Annotated in this window: 14 protein-coding genes; 8 read left to right on the forward strand and 6 right to left on the reverse strand. The window is 61.7% G+C overall.

Translation table 11 applies throughout. The annotated features are described in order from the left end of the window. Positions 1-52 precede the first annotated feature (52 nt). A complete protein-coding gene (gene ppx / locus K3819_RS28045) occupies positions 53-1,555 on the forward strand; it encodes an exopolyphosphatase (protein ID WP_039765323.1) in 1,503 nt (500 codons plus the stop codon). A gap of 66 nt (positions 1,556-1,621) precedes the next feature. On the opposite strand, the gene ppk1 is transcribed toward ppx, so the two are convergent. Both ppk1 and hemB read right to left on the reverse strand, forming a co-directional pair. Further along, a complete protein-coding gene (gene ppk1, locus K3819_RS28050; RefSeq protein ID WP_064600299.1) occupies positions 1,622-3,847 on the reverse strand; it encodes a polyphosphate kinase 1 in 2,226 nt (741 codons plus the stop codon). A gap of 18 nt (positions 3,848-3,865) precedes the next feature. Beyond that, positions 3,866-4,879, reverse strand: coding sequence for a porphobilinogen synthase (hemB, locus tag K3819_RS28055; protein ID WP_064600301.1), 1,014 nt, complete (start codon positions 4,877-4,879; stop codon positions 3,866-3,868). 208 nt (positions 4,880-5,087) lie between these two features. On the opposite strand from hemB, the gene K3819_RS28060 reads away from it, so the two are divergent. Beyond that, the gene (locus K3819_RS28060) at positions 5,088-5,744 is read left to right on the forward strand and encodes a DedA family protein (RefSeq protein ID WP_221398311.1); all 657 of its coding nucleotides are present in this window, start codon (positions 5,088-5,090) and stop codon (positions 5,742-5,744) included. On the opposite strand, the gene K3819_RS28065 is transcribed toward K3819_RS28060, so the two are convergent. After that, the gene (locus K3819_RS28065) at positions 5,725-6,960 is read right to left on the reverse strand and encodes a sterol desaturase family protein (protein WP_221398312.1); all 1,236 of its coding nucleotides are present in this window, start codon (positions 6,958-6,960) and stop codon (positions 5,725-5,727) included. The two genes, K3819_RS28060 and K3819_RS28065, sit on opposite strands and share 20 nt — an antisense overlap. 115 nt (positions 6,961-7,075) lie before the next feature. Here K3819_RS28065 and elbB point away from each other — a divergent pair, with 115 nt between their 5' ends. Beyond that, complete coding sequence (gene elbB / locus K3819_RS28070) at positions 7,076-7,744, forward strand: isoprenoid biosynthesis glyoxalase ElbB (RefSeq protein ID WP_221398313.1); 669 nt, start codon at positions 7,076-7,078, stop codon at positions 7,742-7,744. 130 nt (positions 7,745-7,874) lie between these two features. On the opposite strand, the gene K3819_RS28075 is transcribed toward elbB, so the two are convergent. Then, positions 7,875-8,330, reverse strand: coding sequence for a YaiI/YqxD family protein (locus K3819_RS28075; protein WP_221399737.1), 456 nt, complete (start codon positions 8,328-8,330; stop codon positions 7,875-7,877). Positions 8,331-8,334: 4 nt separating this feature from the next. Next, entirely contained in the window at positions 8,335-10,230 is a 1,896-nt protein-coding gene (locus tag K3819_RS28080; RefSeq protein ID WP_221398314.1) for an FTR1 family protein, read from the reverse strand. A 151-nt stretch (positions 10,231-10,381) separates the two neighbouring features. Here K3819_RS28080 and K3819_RS28085 point away from each other — a divergent pair, with 151 nt between their 5' ends. From K3819_RS28085 to K3819_RS28105, 5 genes are all read left to right on the forward strand, one after another. Further along, positions 10,382-11,755: a COG3014 family protein gene (locus tag K3819_RS28085; RefSeq protein ID WP_221398315.1), complete on the forward strand. Its 1,374-nt coding sequence runs from the start codon at positions 10,382-10,384 to the stop codon at positions 11,753-11,755. A gap of 202 nt (positions 11,756-11,957) precedes the next feature. Next, positions 11,958-13,352: a COG3014 family protein gene (locus tag K3819_RS28090; RefSeq protein WP_221398316.1), complete on the forward strand. Its 1,395-nt coding sequence runs from the start codon at positions 11,958-11,960 to the stop codon at positions 13,350-13,352. A gap of 15 nt (positions 13,353-13,367) precedes the next feature. After that, a complete protein-coding gene (locus K3819_RS28095; protein ID WP_011336502.1) occupies positions 13,368-13,742 on the forward strand; it encodes a YcfL family protein in 375 nt (124 codons plus the stop codon). A gap of 36 nt (positions 13,743-13,778) precedes the next feature. Continuing rightward, positions 13,779-14,366, forward strand: a complete 588-nt coding sequence (gene lpoB, locus K3819_RS28100; protein WP_007951848.1) for a penicillin-binding protein activator LpoB — start codon at positions 13,779-13,781, stop codon at positions 14,364-14,366. A gap of 3 nt (positions 14,367-14,369) precedes the next feature. After that, on the forward strand, positions 14,370-15,113 hold the full coding sequence (locus tag K3819_RS28105; protein WP_221398317.1) for a penicillin-binding protein activator LpoB: 744 nt from the start codon (positions 14,370-14,372) through the stop codon (positions 15,111-15,113). Positions 15,114-15,174: 61 nt separating this feature from the next. Here K3819_RS28105 and K3819_RS28110 read toward each other — a convergent pair whose 3' ends face one another. Further along, positions 15,175-15,807 carry a LysE family transporter gene (locus tag K3819_RS28110; RefSeq protein WP_064600316.1) on the reverse strand — a complete coding sequence of 211 codons (633 nt, stop codon included), beginning with the start codon at positions 15,805-15,807 and terminating at the stop codon, positions 15,175-15,177. Positions 15,808-15,864 lie beyond the last annotated feature (57 nt).

Raw genomic sequence — 15,864 nt, forward strand, 5'->3', positions numbered from 1 at the left:
GCAGCGTTTGATCGTGGCACGATGTCGGGGTTATCGACCGAGACCCCAGACCATGCCGCAATCCCAAGCCAAGAATCTGTCCCTGATCGCCGCGATCGACCTGGGCTCCAACAGCTTCCATATGGTCGTGGCCAAGGCCCAGAACGGCGAAATCCGTATTCTCGAACGGCTCGGAGAAAAGGTTCAGCTGGCCGCTGGCATCGACGATGAGCGTCAGCTCAACGAAGAATCCATGCAGCGCGGGCTCGACTGCCTCAAGCGCTTTGCCCAACTGATCAACGGCATGCCACTGGGCGCCGTGCGGATCGTCGGCACGAACGCCCTGCGTGAGGCGCGCAACCGTGGCGAATTCATCCGCCGCGCCGAAGAAATCCTCGGCCATCCGGTGGAAGTCATCTCCGGCCGTGAAGAGGCCCGCCTGATCTACCTCGGCGTGTCCCACACCCTCGCCGACACCCCGGGCAAACGCCTGGTCGCCGACATCGGCGGCGGCAGTACCGAATTCATCATCGGCCAGCGTTTCGAACCGCTGCTGCGCGAAAGCCTGCAAATGGGTTGCGTGAGTTTCACCCAGCGCTACTTCAAGGACGGCAAGATCACCCCGGCCCGCTACGCCCAGGCGTACACGGCGGCGCGCCTGGAGATCATGAGCATCGAACATGCGTTGCACCGCCTGACCTGGGATGAAGCCATCGGTTCCTCGGGCACCATCCGCGCCATCGGTCTGGCGCTGAAGGCCGGCGGTCATGGCACCGGCGAGGTGAATGCCGAAGGCCTGGCGTGGCTCAAGCGCCGCCTGTTCAAGCTCGGCGATGTCGACAAGATCGATTTCGAAGGCATCAAGCCGGATCGTCGGGCGATCTTCCCGGCCGGTCTGGCGATTCTCGAAGCGATCTTCGACGCCCTCGAACTGCAACGCATGGACCACTGCGAAGGCGCGCTGCGTGAAGGCGTGCTCTACGACCTGCTCGGCCGCCATCACCACGAAGACGTGCGCGAACGCACCCTGACCTCGCTGATGGAGCGCTACCACGTCGATCAGGAACAGGCCGCACGGGTCGAGCGCAAAGCCTTGCACGCCTTCGATCAAGTGGCCGTGGATTGGGAGCTGGACGACGGCATCTGGCGCGAACTGCTGGGCTGGGCGGCGAAAGTGCACGAAGTCGGGCTCGACATCGCGCACTATCACTACCACAAACACGGCGCCTACCTGATCGAGCACTCGGACCTCGCCGGGTTCTCCCGCGAAGACCAGCAAATGCTCGCCCTGCTGGTGCGCGGCCACCGTCGCAACATCCCCAAGGACAAGTTCGCCGAGTTCGGCGACGACGGCGACAAGCTGATCCGCCTGTGCGTGCTGCTGCGTTTCGCCATCCTGTTCCACCACATCCGTGGCACCCAGGCGATGCCGCAAGTGACGCTGCATGCAAATGGCAACCACCTCGACGTGGAATTCCCGGAGAACTGGCTGGATGAAAATCAGCTGACCCAGGCGGATTTCGGGCTTGAGGCGGAGTGGCTGACGCGGGTGGGGATTGTCCTGACCGTTCATTGAGTAACGGGCAGGCACAAAAAAGGCGATCCGGATGGATCGCCTTTTTCATGGCTATGAAACCTGCGGTCAGCTGCTCACCGGCAGAATCGGGCTGCCCAACCGCTCCAGCAACGTCGCCTGCGCACTGCGCGGGTTCTGGTTGCCGGTCGGCGTGTTGCGGATGTAGCGACCGTCCGATTGCAGGCTCCAGCTGTGGGTGTTGTCGGTCAGGTACAGCTCCAGCTCTTTCTTGACCCGAGTCAGCAGCTTCTTGCCTTCCACCGGGAAGCAGGTCTCGACGCGCTTGTCGAGGTTGCGCTCCATCCAGTCGGCGCTGGAGAGGAACATCTGCTCCTCGCCACCGTTGAGGAAGTAGAACACTCGGGTGTGCTCAAGGAAGCGACCGATGATCGAGCGCACGTGGATGTTGTGCGAAACCCCGGCGATGCCTGGACGCAGGCAGCACATGCCGCGCACCACCAGATCGATGCGCACGCCGGACTGGCTGGCCTTGTACAGCGCGCGGATGATCTTCGGATCGGTCAGCGAGTTGAACTTGGCGATGATGTGCGCCGGTTTACCGTCGAGCGCGAATTGCGTCTCGCGGGTGATCATGTCGAGCATGCCCTTCTTCAGGGTGAACGGCGCATGCAGCAGCTTCTTCATACGCAGCGTCTTGCCCATGCCGATCAACTGACTGAACAGTTTGCCGACGTCTTCGCACAAGGCGTCGTCGGAGGTCAGCAGGCTGTAGTCGGTGTACAGACGGGCGTTGCCTGCGTGGTAGTTACCGGTGCCGAGGTGCGCGTAACGCACGATCTCACCGGCCTCGCGGCGCAGGATCAGCATCATCTTGGCGTGAGTCTTGAAGCCGACCACGCCGTAGATCACCACCGCGCCCGCCGCTTGCAGACGGCTGGCCAGTTGCAGGTTGGACTCTTCGTCGAAGCGTGCTCGCAGCTCGATGACCGCCGTCACTTCCTTGCCGTTACGCGCGGCGTCCACCAGCGCATCGACGATTTCCGAGTTGGCGCCGGAGCGGTACAGGGTCTGGCGAACGGCCAGAACGTGCGGGTCCTTGGCGGCCTGGCGCAACAGGTCGACCACCGGGGTGAACGACTCGAACGGGTGCAACAGCAGGATGTCCTGCTTGCTGATCACGCTGAAAATGTTCTCGCTGTTTTGCAGCAGTTTCGGGATCTGCGGCGTGAACGGCGTGTATTGCAGCTCCGGATGGCTGTCCAGGCCGGTGATGCTGAACAGACGCGTCAGGTTCACCGGACCGTTGACCTGATACAGCTCGGTCTCGCTCAGGTTGAACTGCTTGAGCAGGTAGTCCGACAGGTGTTTCGGGCAGGTGTCGGCGACTTCCAGGCGCACGGCGTCACCGTAACGGCGGGAGAACAACTCGCCACGCAGGGCGCGGGCCAGGTCTTCGACGTCTTCGGAATCGAGCGCCAGGTCGGCGTTTCGGGTAAGGCGGAACTGGTAGCAGCCTTTTACCTTCATGCCCTGGAACAGGTCATCGGCGTGGGCGTGGATCATCGACGACAGGAACACATAGTTGTCGCCAGGGCCGCCGACTTCTTCCGGCACCTTGATGATTCGCGGCAACAGGCGCGGTGCCGGGATGATCGCCAGACCGGAATCGCGACCGAAGGCGTCGATACCTTCGAGCTCGACGATGAAGTTCAGGCTCTTGTTCACCAGCAACGGGAACGGGTGCGTCGGGTCGAGGCCGATCGGAGTGATGATCGGCGCGATCTCGTCGCGGAAATAGCGGCGGACCCAGGTTTTGATCTTGGTCGTCCAGTGGCGACGACGGATGAAACGCACCTGATGCTTTTCCAGCTCCGGGAGCAGGATGTCGTTGAGGATCGCGTACTGGCGATCTACGTGACCGTGCACCAGCTCGCTGATCCGGGCCAGGGCCTGGTGCGGTTGCAGGCCGTCGGCGCCGGCCTGTTCACGGGCGAAGGTGATTTGTTTCTTGAGGCCGGCGACGCGGATTTCGAAGAATTCGTCGAGGTTGCTGGAGAAGATCAGCAGGAACTTCAGCCGCTCCAGCAACGGGTAGGACTCGTCCAGCGCCTGTTCCAGCACGCGGATGTTGAACTGCAGTTGCGACAATTCACGGTGGATGTACAGGCTGCTGTCATCCAGGCCGGGAATCGCGATCGCCGGCACCGCCGCGGCGGGCTCGGTTGCCGGCGCGGGTGGCGCAGGCTCCAGTTCCGGCGGGGTTTCGGTAATCTGCTCGACCACGGGTTGAGCTTCTTTTACGGCAACTTCAGTGAGTCCTTCGGTATTCATCGAATGTTCCTGGGAGGGCTATTTCTGCTCTCGTAACAATTGAGCGGCACGGACAGCAAAGTAAGTCAGGATGCCATCAGCGCCGGCACGTTTAAAGGCGGTCAGGGATTCGAGGATCACGCCTTCGCTCAACCAGCCATTCTGGATCGCCGCCATGTGCATGGCGTATTCGCCGCTGACCTGATAGACGAAGGTCGGCACTTTGAAGGCATCTTTTACCCGGAACAAAATATCCAGGTACGGCATGCCGGGTTTGACCATGACCATGTCCGCGCCTTCAGACAAGTCCGCGCCCACTTCGTGCAGGGCTTCGTCGCTGTTGGCCGGGTCCATCTGATAGGAGGCCTTGTTCGCCTTGCCCAGGTTCGCGGCCGAACCCACGGCGTCGCGGAACGGGCCGTAATAGGCGCTGGCGTACTTGGCCGAGTAGGCCATGATCCGCACGTTGACGTGGCCAGCCAGTTCCAGCGCCTCGCGGATGGCCTGGATGCGGCCGTCCATCATGTCCGACGGGGCAACCACCTGGGCGCCCGCAGCAGCATGGGACAAGGCTTGCTTGACCAGTGCATCGACGGTGATGTCGTTCTGCACATAGCCTTCTTCATCGAGAATGCCGTCCTGACCGTGAGTGGTGAACGGGTCGAGGGCTACGTCAGTGATAACACCCAGTTCCGGGAACCGGTCACGCAGGGCGCGAGTAGCGCGCTGAGCGATACCTTCGGGATTCCAGGCTTCGGCGGCATCGAGGGATTTGAGTTCAGGCGGGGTGACCGGGAACAGCGCCAGCGCCGGAATCCCCAGCTCGACCCATGTGGCGGCTTCTTCAAGCAGCAGGTCGATGGTCAGACGCTCGACACCCGGCATCGAGGCCACGGCTTCGCGGCGGTTTTCACCGTCGAGGACGAACACCGGCAGGATCAGGTCATCGACCGTCAACACATTCTCACGCACCAGCCGCCGGGAAAAATCATCACGGCGATTGCGACGCAGGCGGGTGGCAGGGAACAGACGGTTGGCTGGGGTAAAGCTCACGGCAGACTCCTGAGCCCGCGCAAACGGGCGAGCGTGACAGTTATAGATGGCCATTATGACGGTCGTATGACAGTTATGTGCACCCCTGCGACAGGTAGTCGCTTTCCATTGTCCGTGTAGGAAATGTTCACGTCGAGACACATTTCGACACTTTCCTGAATGTGTCCGAAGGGTTAGGCTGCGCGTTCATTTCGCCAGCACCCAGACAATGCTCCAACAATTTCTGCATGACTTCGGCTACTTTGCCCTGTTTCTCGGCACGTTCTTCGAAGGCGAAACCATCCTGGTGCTCGCGGGCTTCCTCGCGTTCCGTGAATACATGGACATCAAACTGGTGGTGGTCGTGGCGTTCTTCGGCAGCTATGCCGGCGATCAGCTGTGGTACTTCCTGGGCCGCAAGCACGGGCGCAAGCTGCTGGCGCGCAAACCGCGCTGGCAGATGATGGGCGACCGCGCGCTGGAACACATCCGCAAGCACCCGGACATCTGGGTCTTGAGCTTTCGCTTCGTGTACGGACTGCGCACGGTGATGCCGGTGGCAATCGGCCTCTCGGGCTATCCGCCGGGACGTTATCTGCTGCTCAACGGTATCGGCGCCGCGATCTGGGCCACCGCCCTGGCCGCCGCTGCTTACCATTTCGGCGCCGTGCTCGAAGGCATGCTCGGCAGCATCAAGAAGTATGAGTTGTGGGTGCTGGGCGCGCTGCTGGTGCTCGGCCTGGGCCTATGGCTGCGCCGCCGGTTCAAGAATGCCCGGCTGGCGAAAAAGGTTTACGAGGAAGAACAGGCCGAGCTGCTGGCCAAGGCCGAACGGCACAAAGCCGAAATGACCAACGCCGCCGATCCTAAGACGCCAGCCGAGTAAGTCGCTGGCGACAGCAATACAGCCCGATGCCGCTGAGCAGGCTGTAACTGAGCAGGCCAACCCATATCCCCGGGCTGGCCGGCCAGAGCCCGACCAGCGGCGCCAGCCACACCAGCGGCAGGTTCGATGCCAGCCGCAACACTTCCAGCTTCGCCGCCCACGGGCGATTCTCCAGGGCTACGCCCAACACGAACAAACCGAACGCCACCGCGCCCCAGCCGAGCAGCAATGCTCCGGTGGGCAGACTGTGTTCCAGATTCATCAGATAACTGCCCAGCGCCACATAGACGCCAAACTGCAACCCCACGTACCACTGCTGACGACTGTCCAGCGGCACTTCGAATTTGCGGAACTGACTCAGATCCGGCTTGTTCATCGGGTACTTCGCCGCAACGTCCGCCGGACGCCAGCCGGTGCGCATGAACCAGATCCGGAGCTTGTCCCACGTGCGCTCGGCCCGGCGCGCGTCATCCCATAGCTGCGCGTAGAACTGCAGGTTGGCCCACAGCGGATTCCAGCTCGCCAGCGGCGTGGTCACGCCGAAAATCACCGGCTCGTTGTCGTCCTCCTCCTGGAACGAGCCGAACAGTCGGTCCCAAATAATGAACACCCCGCCGTAGTTGCGATCCATGTAGAGAGCGTTCTGTGCATGGTGGGCCCGATGATTGGACGGCGTGACGAAGCACCACTCGAACCAGCCGAGCTTGGGAATGTGTTTGGTGTGAACCCAGAACTGATACAGCAGATTCAGCGCCGCAACGCTGACGAACACCAGCAGCGGCACCCCGAGCACGGCCATCGGCAGGTAGAAGATCCAGCTCAGCAGGAACCCGGTGCTGGTCTGGCGCAAGGCCGTGGAAAGGTTGTAGTCCTCGCTCTGGTGATGCACCGAATGCGCCGCCCAGAGAATGTTCCGTTCATGGCCCATGCGATGCAGCCAGTAATAGCAGAAGTCATAGAAGACAAAGGCAAACACCCAGACCCAGACGCTGTCCGCAGACAACCTGACCAGCGCCAGATGCTCCAGGGCAAACCCATAGGTCACCAGGCCCACGCCCTTGGTCAACAGGCCGGTGGTGGTCGACAACACCCCGGTGCTGATGCTGTTCACCGCATCGGCCAGGCGATAGTTGCTCATCCCGCGCCAGCGGTCGGCGATGAGTTCCGCCGCAATCAACACGAAGAAAAACGGTACCGCATACAGGATGAAGTTCATGACGCGCCCTGGTCGGAATCTGTAGCACAGATCCTAGGTGTAGCCGCGGCTTGATCCTATGGCAACGAACGACAAATTAGAGGACATTTAGCGCCATGAATCTGGAGAGAAACCCATGAGCAAAAAAGTTGCAGTGATCCTGTCCGGTTGCGGCGTTTACGACGGCGCCGAGATCTACGAAAGCGTCATTACCCTGTTGCGCCTCGACCAGCGCGGCGCCCAGGTGCAGTGCTTCGCCCCGAACATCGCGCAATTGCATGTGATCAATCACCTGACCGGCGAAGAAATGCCCGAGTCGCGCAACGTGCTGGTGGAATCGGCTCGCATCGCCCGGGGCAACGTCAAGGATCTGCGTGAGGCCGATGTCGAGGACTTCGATGCGCTGATCGTGCCAGGCGGTTTCGGTGCGGCGAAGAACCTGTCGAACTTCGCCATCGAAGGCGCCGGCTGCACCGTGCAGCCGCAAGTACTGGCGCTGGCCGAAGCCTTTGCCGAAGCGGGCAAACCGGTGGGCCTGATCTGCATTTCGCCGGCGCTGGCCGCGAAAATCTACGGCCCCGGCGTGACCTGCACCATCGGCAACGACGCCGACACCGTCGCCGCCATGAACAAGATGGGCGCCACCCACGAAGACTGCGCGGTAACCGACATCATCGAAGACAAGGCGCGCAAACTGGTGACCACTCCGGCTTACATGTTGGCGCAGTCGATCAGCGAGGCGGCTTCGGGGATCAACAAGCTGGTGGATCGGGTGCTAGAGCTGACCCACGAAAACGACGCCTGATCTCTTGGTCGAATACACACCCAATGTGGGAGCGGGCTTGCTCGCGAAGACGTCAGGTCAGACAACTATTCGTTGAATGACACACCGCCTTCGCGAGCAAGCCCGCTCCCACAAGGGATTTGTGTAATGTTCAGGTTTTGCGGGCGAGCCTGGTGAGGATCCGGTCCAGCGCATTGGCGAACGCCTGCTTCTCGCGGTCACCGAACGGCGCCGGGCCGCCAGTGACCTGGCCTTGCTCACGCAGGTCGGTGAACAGGTTGCGTGTCGCCAGCCGCTCACCCATGTTCTGCGCGTCGAACTCCTTGCCGCGCGGGTCCAGCGCTGCAACGCCCTTCTTCACCAGACGGTCGGCCAGTGGAATGTCGCTGCAGATCACCAGTTCACCCGGCACCGCATGCTCCACCAGATAATCATCCGCCGCATCCGGGCCGCTCGGCACCACGATCAGCTTGACGATCGCCAGCGTCGGTTTGCTCTGCGGCTGCCCCGCCACCAGCACCACTTCGAAGCGGCGTTTGAGGGCGAACTTCACCACCAACTCCTTGGCCATCTTCGGGCAGGCGTCGGCATCGATCCATACGCGCATCATCTCAAGCCGCCATGCGGCGCTTTTCAGCCACCCAACTGCGGCCATACAGCACGATGATCGCCGCGATCGCCACGGCCTGCGCCGTCAGCGAATAGGCGTCGGCATGAATCCCCAGCCAGTCGAAATCGAAGAATGCCACCGGCCGGGTGCCAAAGATCCCGGCTTCCTGCAGCGCCTTCACGCCGTGACCGGCGAACACCACCGACAACGCGCAGAGCAGCGCGGCGTTGATGCTGAAGAACAGCGCCAGCGGCAGTTTCGCCGAACCGCGCAGGATCACCCACGCCAGACCGAACAGCAGCACCAGCGCCGTCGCACCGCCCGCCAACACCGCGTTGTGCCCGGCAGGACCGGCCTGCAGCCACAGGGTTTCGTAGAACAGGATCACTTCGAACAGCTCGCGGTACACCGAGAAGAACGCCAGGATCGCGAAACCGAAACGCCCGCCTCCGCCAACCAGACTCTGCTTGATGTAATCCTGCCAGGCTGCCGCGTGGCGACGGTCGTGCATCCACACCCCGAGCCACAACACCATGACGCTGGCAAACAGCGCCGTGGCGCCTTCCAGCAGTTCACGCTGAGAGCCGCTGACATCGATCACGTACGCCGCCAGCGCCCAGGTCCCGAGACCGGCCAGCAATGCCAGACCCCAGCCGACGTTGACGCTGCGCACCGCCGATTGCTGGCCGGTGTTGCGCAGGAACGCGAGGATCGCCGCCAGCACCAGAATCGCTTCCAGACCTTCGCGCAGCAGAATCAACAGCCCGGAGATGTAGCTCAGCGACCAACTCAATCCATCGCTGCCCAACAGGCCGGCAGACTCCTTGAGTTTGGCCTTGGCCGCATCGAGACGCTGTTCGGCCTGCTCCACCGGCAAGCCGTCCTGCAGCGATTGCCGATAGGCCATCAGGGATTTTTCGGTGTCCTTGCGCACGTTGGCGTCGACGTTGTCCAGCGAGCTTTCGACCAGTTCGAAGCCTTCCAGATACGCCGCCACCGACAGGTCGTAAGCCTGATCGTGTTCACCGGCACGGTACGCCGCCAGGCTCTTGTCCAGGGTCGCGGCGGTGTAGTCGAGCAACTGCGCCGGGCCGCGCTTGACCTGCGGCGGCTGCGCCCGTTGCGCACGGAAGATCGCGGCGGCTTCAGCGCCCTCGGCAGCCTGCACCTCGGCCGGGGTCTGGCGGGCCAGATCGGCAATGTTGTAGGTCTTGTCGGCTTTGGCCGTGGCCGGATCGGCGCTGAACTGCGCGATATAGGTCGCCAGATCCCAGCGCTGACGGTCGTCCAGTTGATCGGCAAACGCCGGCATGTCCGTGCCTTCGACGCCCTGGCCGAGGGTGCTGTAGATCGCATACAGGCTCAGGTGATCCATCCGCGCAGCATCGCGCAGATTGGCCGGCGCCGGCGTCATACCGAGACCTGCCGGGCCGTCGCCGGCACCCGCGTCGCCGTGGCACACCGAGCAGTTTTGCGCGTAGAGCGGCGCACCACGGGTCGGATCAGGCGTGATGATCGGGGCCTGGCTGACTTCATAAGCCACCGCCAGTTTCGCCCCCAGTTGTCGGGCCTGACGGGCCACGTCCGCACCGTCCTGTTTCGCCGTGATCGCGGCGTGCAAGGCGCTGACGCCCTGTTCCAGCGCCGCTTTCTCCGGTTTGGCCGGCAGGCCGGCGATCAGCCCTTGCAGCACCTGGGTGAATTCCAGTTGCTCGCGGTATTCGCCATCGTCGATGACCTTGCCTGCCGCTACCGTCGGCGGGTAATCGGCGCTGATGTAATCCAGCAGGTGCAACGCTTGCGGCGCGCCTTCCACGGTGTCGGCCAGCAGATTGAAGCTGCTCAGGGCGCACAGCGGGAACACCAGCCAGGCCAGAAATCGGGACGCGGCAGTCATGAATGAGTCTCAAGTGGAAATGCGAAGTTACATATTGTTCACTTCGAGCGCGATTCCCTCAAGCTTTCTCTCCAATACCCGGCACATGGCCACTGCCCACCCCTATAATCCTTCACCTTTCGCCTCTCTGCTCCAGGAAGAGCTGCACTCCATGCGCCAACGCCTGCTACTCCCGGTGTTAATCAGCACGATCCTGCAACTGAGCGGCTGCGCGGCTTACCGCAATTACGACCTGGAAATGCAGCAAACCAACGACCGGCTGATGCTCGGCGACTATCAGGGTGCCCTCGATGTGCTGGAGTGGCACAACCCGTGGGAAGACAAGGACCTGCTCTACTACTTCGAGAAGGGTTCGATTCTCAGCTTCGCCAACGCCCGCCCGCAGAGCCAGAAAGCCTGGCGCAGCGCAGACCGGATGGTGTTCCAGCGCGAAGAAGCCGTGCCTTCCGCCCCCATGAAGCTGCTCAACCGGTTTGCCTATGAAATGGGCACCCTGCTGGTCAACGACAAGCTCAGCCGCTACGAAGGCTATGACTACGAAAAAGTCATGCTGACCACACAGATGGCCCTCAACCAATTGGGCGAAAGCGATTTCGACGGCGCCCGGGCAGACATCAAGAAGACCCACGAACGTGAAGCACTGATCGCCCGCCAGCGTGAGCGCCAGTATGAAGAACTCGAAGAGCAGGCCAAGGCTCAGGGTATCGCCGTTCATTACAAGGACCTGAAAGGCTATCCCGTCACCACCCTGGACGCGCCAGCGGTTATCGAACTGAAGAACGGCTACCAGAGTGCTTTCAGCCATTACCTGGCCGGGTTCACCTATGAAGCGCTGGGTGAACGGGATCTGGCCGCACCGGGTTATCGCCAGGCAATCGAGTTGCGCCCGAACACGCCCTTCCTCGAACAGGCGCTGCGCAATCTCGACCAGCCACCGGCCAAGGATGATGAAAGCGATGTTCTGATCGTCGTCCAGAGCGGTCTGGCGCCGGCCCGCAGCTCGGTAACGGTGCCGATCCCGGTGCGGCTCAATGAAAATCTGGTCATTACTGCGCCGATCTCGTTTCCCATCCTGGTGCCGGACACCGTCACACCAGCGTTCGACCACATCCTGGTGGATGGCCGCAAACGCCCGCTGACCGTGATCAACAGCGTCACCGACATGGCGTTTCGTACGCTGCGCGATGACATGCCGGCGATCATTTCCCGGGCAATGTTCCGCGCCAACATGGCCGCCATCTCGCAGGCTCAGGAAAACGAACGCAATCCGGCCAAGGCCTCGCTGGTCGTCACCGAGCACGACCCCTTTGAGGAGGCCGACACCCGAACGTGGCGTACGCTCCCCGACAAGACATTGGTGGCGCGCATACGGCTGAAGAAAGGCGATCACCAATTCAATGCGCCCAATGCACCCGGAGCGTCATCGGTCACCCTGCGCATCGATCGCGATCACCAATTGGTCAACCTGCGAGTTCTGAGAGATATCGCCAACGTAATCGGCAATGCCAGACTGCCAGATAAGTAATGGCACCCAACCAACCAGTGCAATTAAAAAGCTATTACATAGCCAGCATCGCCCGCTTATAATGCCGCGCCCGCGCTATCGCGTTGCGGCATTAAAGCTCCTCTTTTTATGAGGAATTGGCAGGAGGCCAGTGCCACTGCCGATCGGTCCCAGCAGCCCGACCCGCACCCGAGGCTGTCGCTACTCATGGAAGAAGTAACCCATGGCATTCCGCGCTCCCACTCTGATTGCGCTCAGCGCTGTCACCCTGCTGTCCGGCTGTTCGGCGTTTCGCAACTACGATTCCGAACTGGCCCAGACCAACCAGCAACTGGCCACCGGCAACGTCGACGCCGCCCTGACTCTGCTGGAAAAGAACAACACCGGCCCGGACAAAGACCTGCTCTATTACTTCGAGAAAGGTGAACTGCTGCGCGCCAAGGGCGATCTGTCCGGCAGCCAGAATGCCTGGACCAGCGCCGACCAGGTGGTGGGCAAGTGGGAAGACTCGGTCAAACTCGACACCGACAAGTACCTGGCCCAGTTCGGCAGTTTCCTGGTCAACGACAAGGTGCGCCGCTACGAAGGCTACGACTACGAAAAAGTCATGCTGACTACGCAGATGGCCCTGAACCTGCTGGCGGTCAACGACTTCGACGGCGCCCGCACCGCGATCAAGAAGACTCACGAACGTGAAGCGGTGATCGCCGACCTGCGCGACAAGGAATACCTCAAGAGCGAAGAGGAAGCCGAGAAGGAAGGCATCAAGACCGAATACAAGGATTTGCAGGGCTACCCGGTGGCCAGCCTCGACGCGCCGGAAGTGGTCGGCCTGAAAAACAGCTACCAGAGTGCGTTCAGCCATTACCTGGCCGGTTTCGTCTATGAAGCTCTGGGCGAAAAAGACCTCGCTGCGCCGGGCTATCGCAAGGCTGCCGAACTGCGCCCGAACACGCCACTGCTGGAGCAGGCGCTGGTCAACCTCGACAAGCCGGTCAAGAGCGACGACAGCGACATCCTGATCGTGGTGCAAAGCGGTCTGGCGCCGGCCCGCGATTCGATCCGCGTGCCGTTGCCGCTGCCAATCTCCAACAACGTAGTGATTATTCCGCTGTCGTTCCCGATCATCAAGCCCGACACCTCCACCGCGACGTTCGCGCAGATCGGTGTCGATGGCCAGCAGGTCGACCTGACCGCGCTGAACAGCACCACCGCCATGTCCCGCCGCGCCCTGCGCGATGACATGCCGGGGATCATCCTGCGCACCACCGTGCGCGCGATCACCAAAGGTGTAGCGCAGAAGAAGATCAACGAAACCAACCCGCTGGCGGGCCTGGCTGTGGGTATTTCTTCAGCTGTGCTCGAAGGTGCCGATACCCGTACGTGGCGTACTCTGCCGGACATGACTCAGGTTGTACGTCTGCGCTTGAAGAAAGGTGAGCACCTGGTCACTCTGCCGAGCGCCGTCGGTGGCTCTCAGGTCAAGGTCACCGTCGATCAGCGTTATCAGGTGATCACCCTGCGCGCCGTCGGCAATCAGGTGTTCGCTGCCGGCCTCGCCGCCCACGTCACCCCGAGCGCTGGCGCTACCGCCGTGGCCAGCCTCAAACAACCTTAAGAACGGAGTCTTTGCATGCGCTTCAAACTCATCGCCGTCGCCGCCCTCGCCCTGCTGGCGAGCGGTTGCGCCACCCCGCCACCACCGGAGCCGGGCAGTGCCGCGAGCAAGGTCGTGGCCATGGGCCCGCAGAAACACATCGTGGTCGGCGCGATGCGCGTAGCCCGCGAAAACGGCTTCATGACCGTCAACGTGCAGTTGAGCAACACCCTCAACAGCAACAAGACGTTCTACTACCGCTTCGCCTGGCTCGGGCCGGAAGGTTTCCCGATCGCCGAAGAAGAAGTCTGGAAGAGCCAGATGATGTACGGCGCCCAGACCAGCTTCATCCAGGGCATCGCCCCGACGCCCAAAGCCGTGGACTTCCGTCTGGAACTCAAGACGCCTTAAGCCCGACACCCTATTCCCGATTCAGAGAGCATTCCCATGTTTGCACGCTTTTCCTTCATCGCCGTCCTCGCCCTGCTGGCCAGCGGTTGCGCCAACACTTCGCCGACCCTGGGCAGCAAGAACATCAGCTACGGCGACACCAAGGCCGTTGAAACCGTGACCAACGAGTTCGGTTCGACCGACCTGCAGATGATCGCCGAGTCGATGACCCGTTCCCTGGCCCAGTCCGGCATTCTGCAGGGTCGTCCTGTGGTGCAGGTCTACGACGTGAAGAACAAGACCAGCGAATACATCGACACCCGCGAAATCACCACCAGCATCAAGACCCAGCTGATGAAGTCCGGCACCGCCCGTTTCGCCAGCGACAACACCGCGATGCAGAGCCAGGTCGACCAGCTCAAGCTGCAAAACCAGAGCGGCCTGTACAAGAAAAGCACCGTGGCCAAGACTGGCAACATGATCGCCGCCAAATACCGTCTTGAAGGTTCGATCAGCTCGATCGTCAAGCGCAGCAGCGACTACAAGGACGTCTTCTACAAATTCAGCCTGCAACTGATCGACGTTGAAAGCGGTCTGGCCGAGTGGATGGACGAGAAAGAGATCCGCAAAACCACGGAGCGTTAATCGATGCGCACATGGATTGGCATGATGGCCCTGGCTTGCGCGTTCAGCGTGCAGGCGGCCCCGAAAGTCGCGGTGACGGATCTGGCGTATCAGGAACGTGTGGAGCAATACATCCACATCGTTTCGGCCCAGAGCAATTACCGCGAGGGCTACTACAGTTCCAGCGGTTCTTCGAGCTACAACGAGCTCGAAGCCACCACCAGCTACATCGAACAGACCGAGCTGCGCAAGTTCACCGGCGACATCAAGGGTGAAATCCTGCGTACCGGCATGTTCCAGCTGGTGCAGGGCACGCCGTACACGGCGTCGTCCAAGGGTGACGTCTACGACGTGATCAAGCGGATCAAGGCCGGCAACTTCAAGGGTGCCGACTACGTGCTGTTCGGCACGGTGTCGGACATCGACTTCACCCAGGACGTAAACGAGCTGGCGAACACCGACAGCTATTCCGCCGTGCTGGGCCTGACGCTGGTGGCCGATTTCAGCCTGATCAACACCAAGACCTTCGAAATCACCTCGGCCTTCACGGCGATGGGCGAAGCGCAGGACACCAAACTGGTGAACCACCGCGACATCAAGATCTCGCTCAACCGCCCGCGGGTGGTGCGCGATGTTTCGAAGGCGCTGGGCGAAGACGTGGCCGGACAGCTGAGCATGCAGCTCGGCGGTGGCGGTTACGAGCAGCCGCGCGAACCGCAGCAGCGCAACAATCTGCCGCGTGATACGGCGCCAGTGATTCTTCACTGACCGACTGCCGGAAACGAAAAAGGCGACCTTCTCAGGTCGCCTTTTTTTGTGGCTGCACGCTTTATGCGGCCGCTTTGCGCAATGTCGCCATGAACGCCGCAGCGCCAATGAACAGCCCGGCAAACGTGCGGTTCATGCGTCGCTGCTGGGTCGGTGTGCGCAACAGGCGCAACACCTTCGACGCCAGACCGGTGTAGCCGGCCATGACGATCAGGTCGACCGCGATCATGGTCACGCCGATCACCACGTACTGGATCAGCAGCGGCGCATGCGGATTGATGAACTGCGGCAGCACCGCGAGCATGAACACCAGGGCCTTGGGGTTGCTGATGTTCACCAGAAAACCACGGAACACCAGCGCCAGCGGCTTGCCGATCGGCCGGACCGCCGCGTCGTCACTCATGTCCATCGGCAGTGCGCGCCACTGCTTGATTGCCAGATAAACCAGATACGCGACACCGAACCATTTGATCGCGTGGAACGCAGTGGCCGAAGCGGTGAGGATCGCGCCGACACCGGCGCCGACGATGGCAATCTGCACAGCCAGGCCGATCTGCAGGCCCAGGGCGTTCCAGTAACCGCGCCAGAAACCGTATTGCAGACCGCTGGACATCGACGCAATGGCGCCGGCACCCGGAGAAAGACTGATCACCCAGCAGGCGGCAAAAAACGCCAGCCATGTTTGAAGCTCCATCGCACACCTCGACTCGGACTCGTGACAATCCTCAAAGCTAATGCGGAATTGGCTGGA

The sequence above is a fragment of the Pseudomonas sp. 3-2 genome, from assembly GCF_019710535.1.
Classification (GTDB): Bacteria; Pseudomonadota; Gammaproteobacteria; order Pseudomonadales; family Pseudomonadaceae; genus Aquipseudomonas; species Aquipseudomonas pharyngis.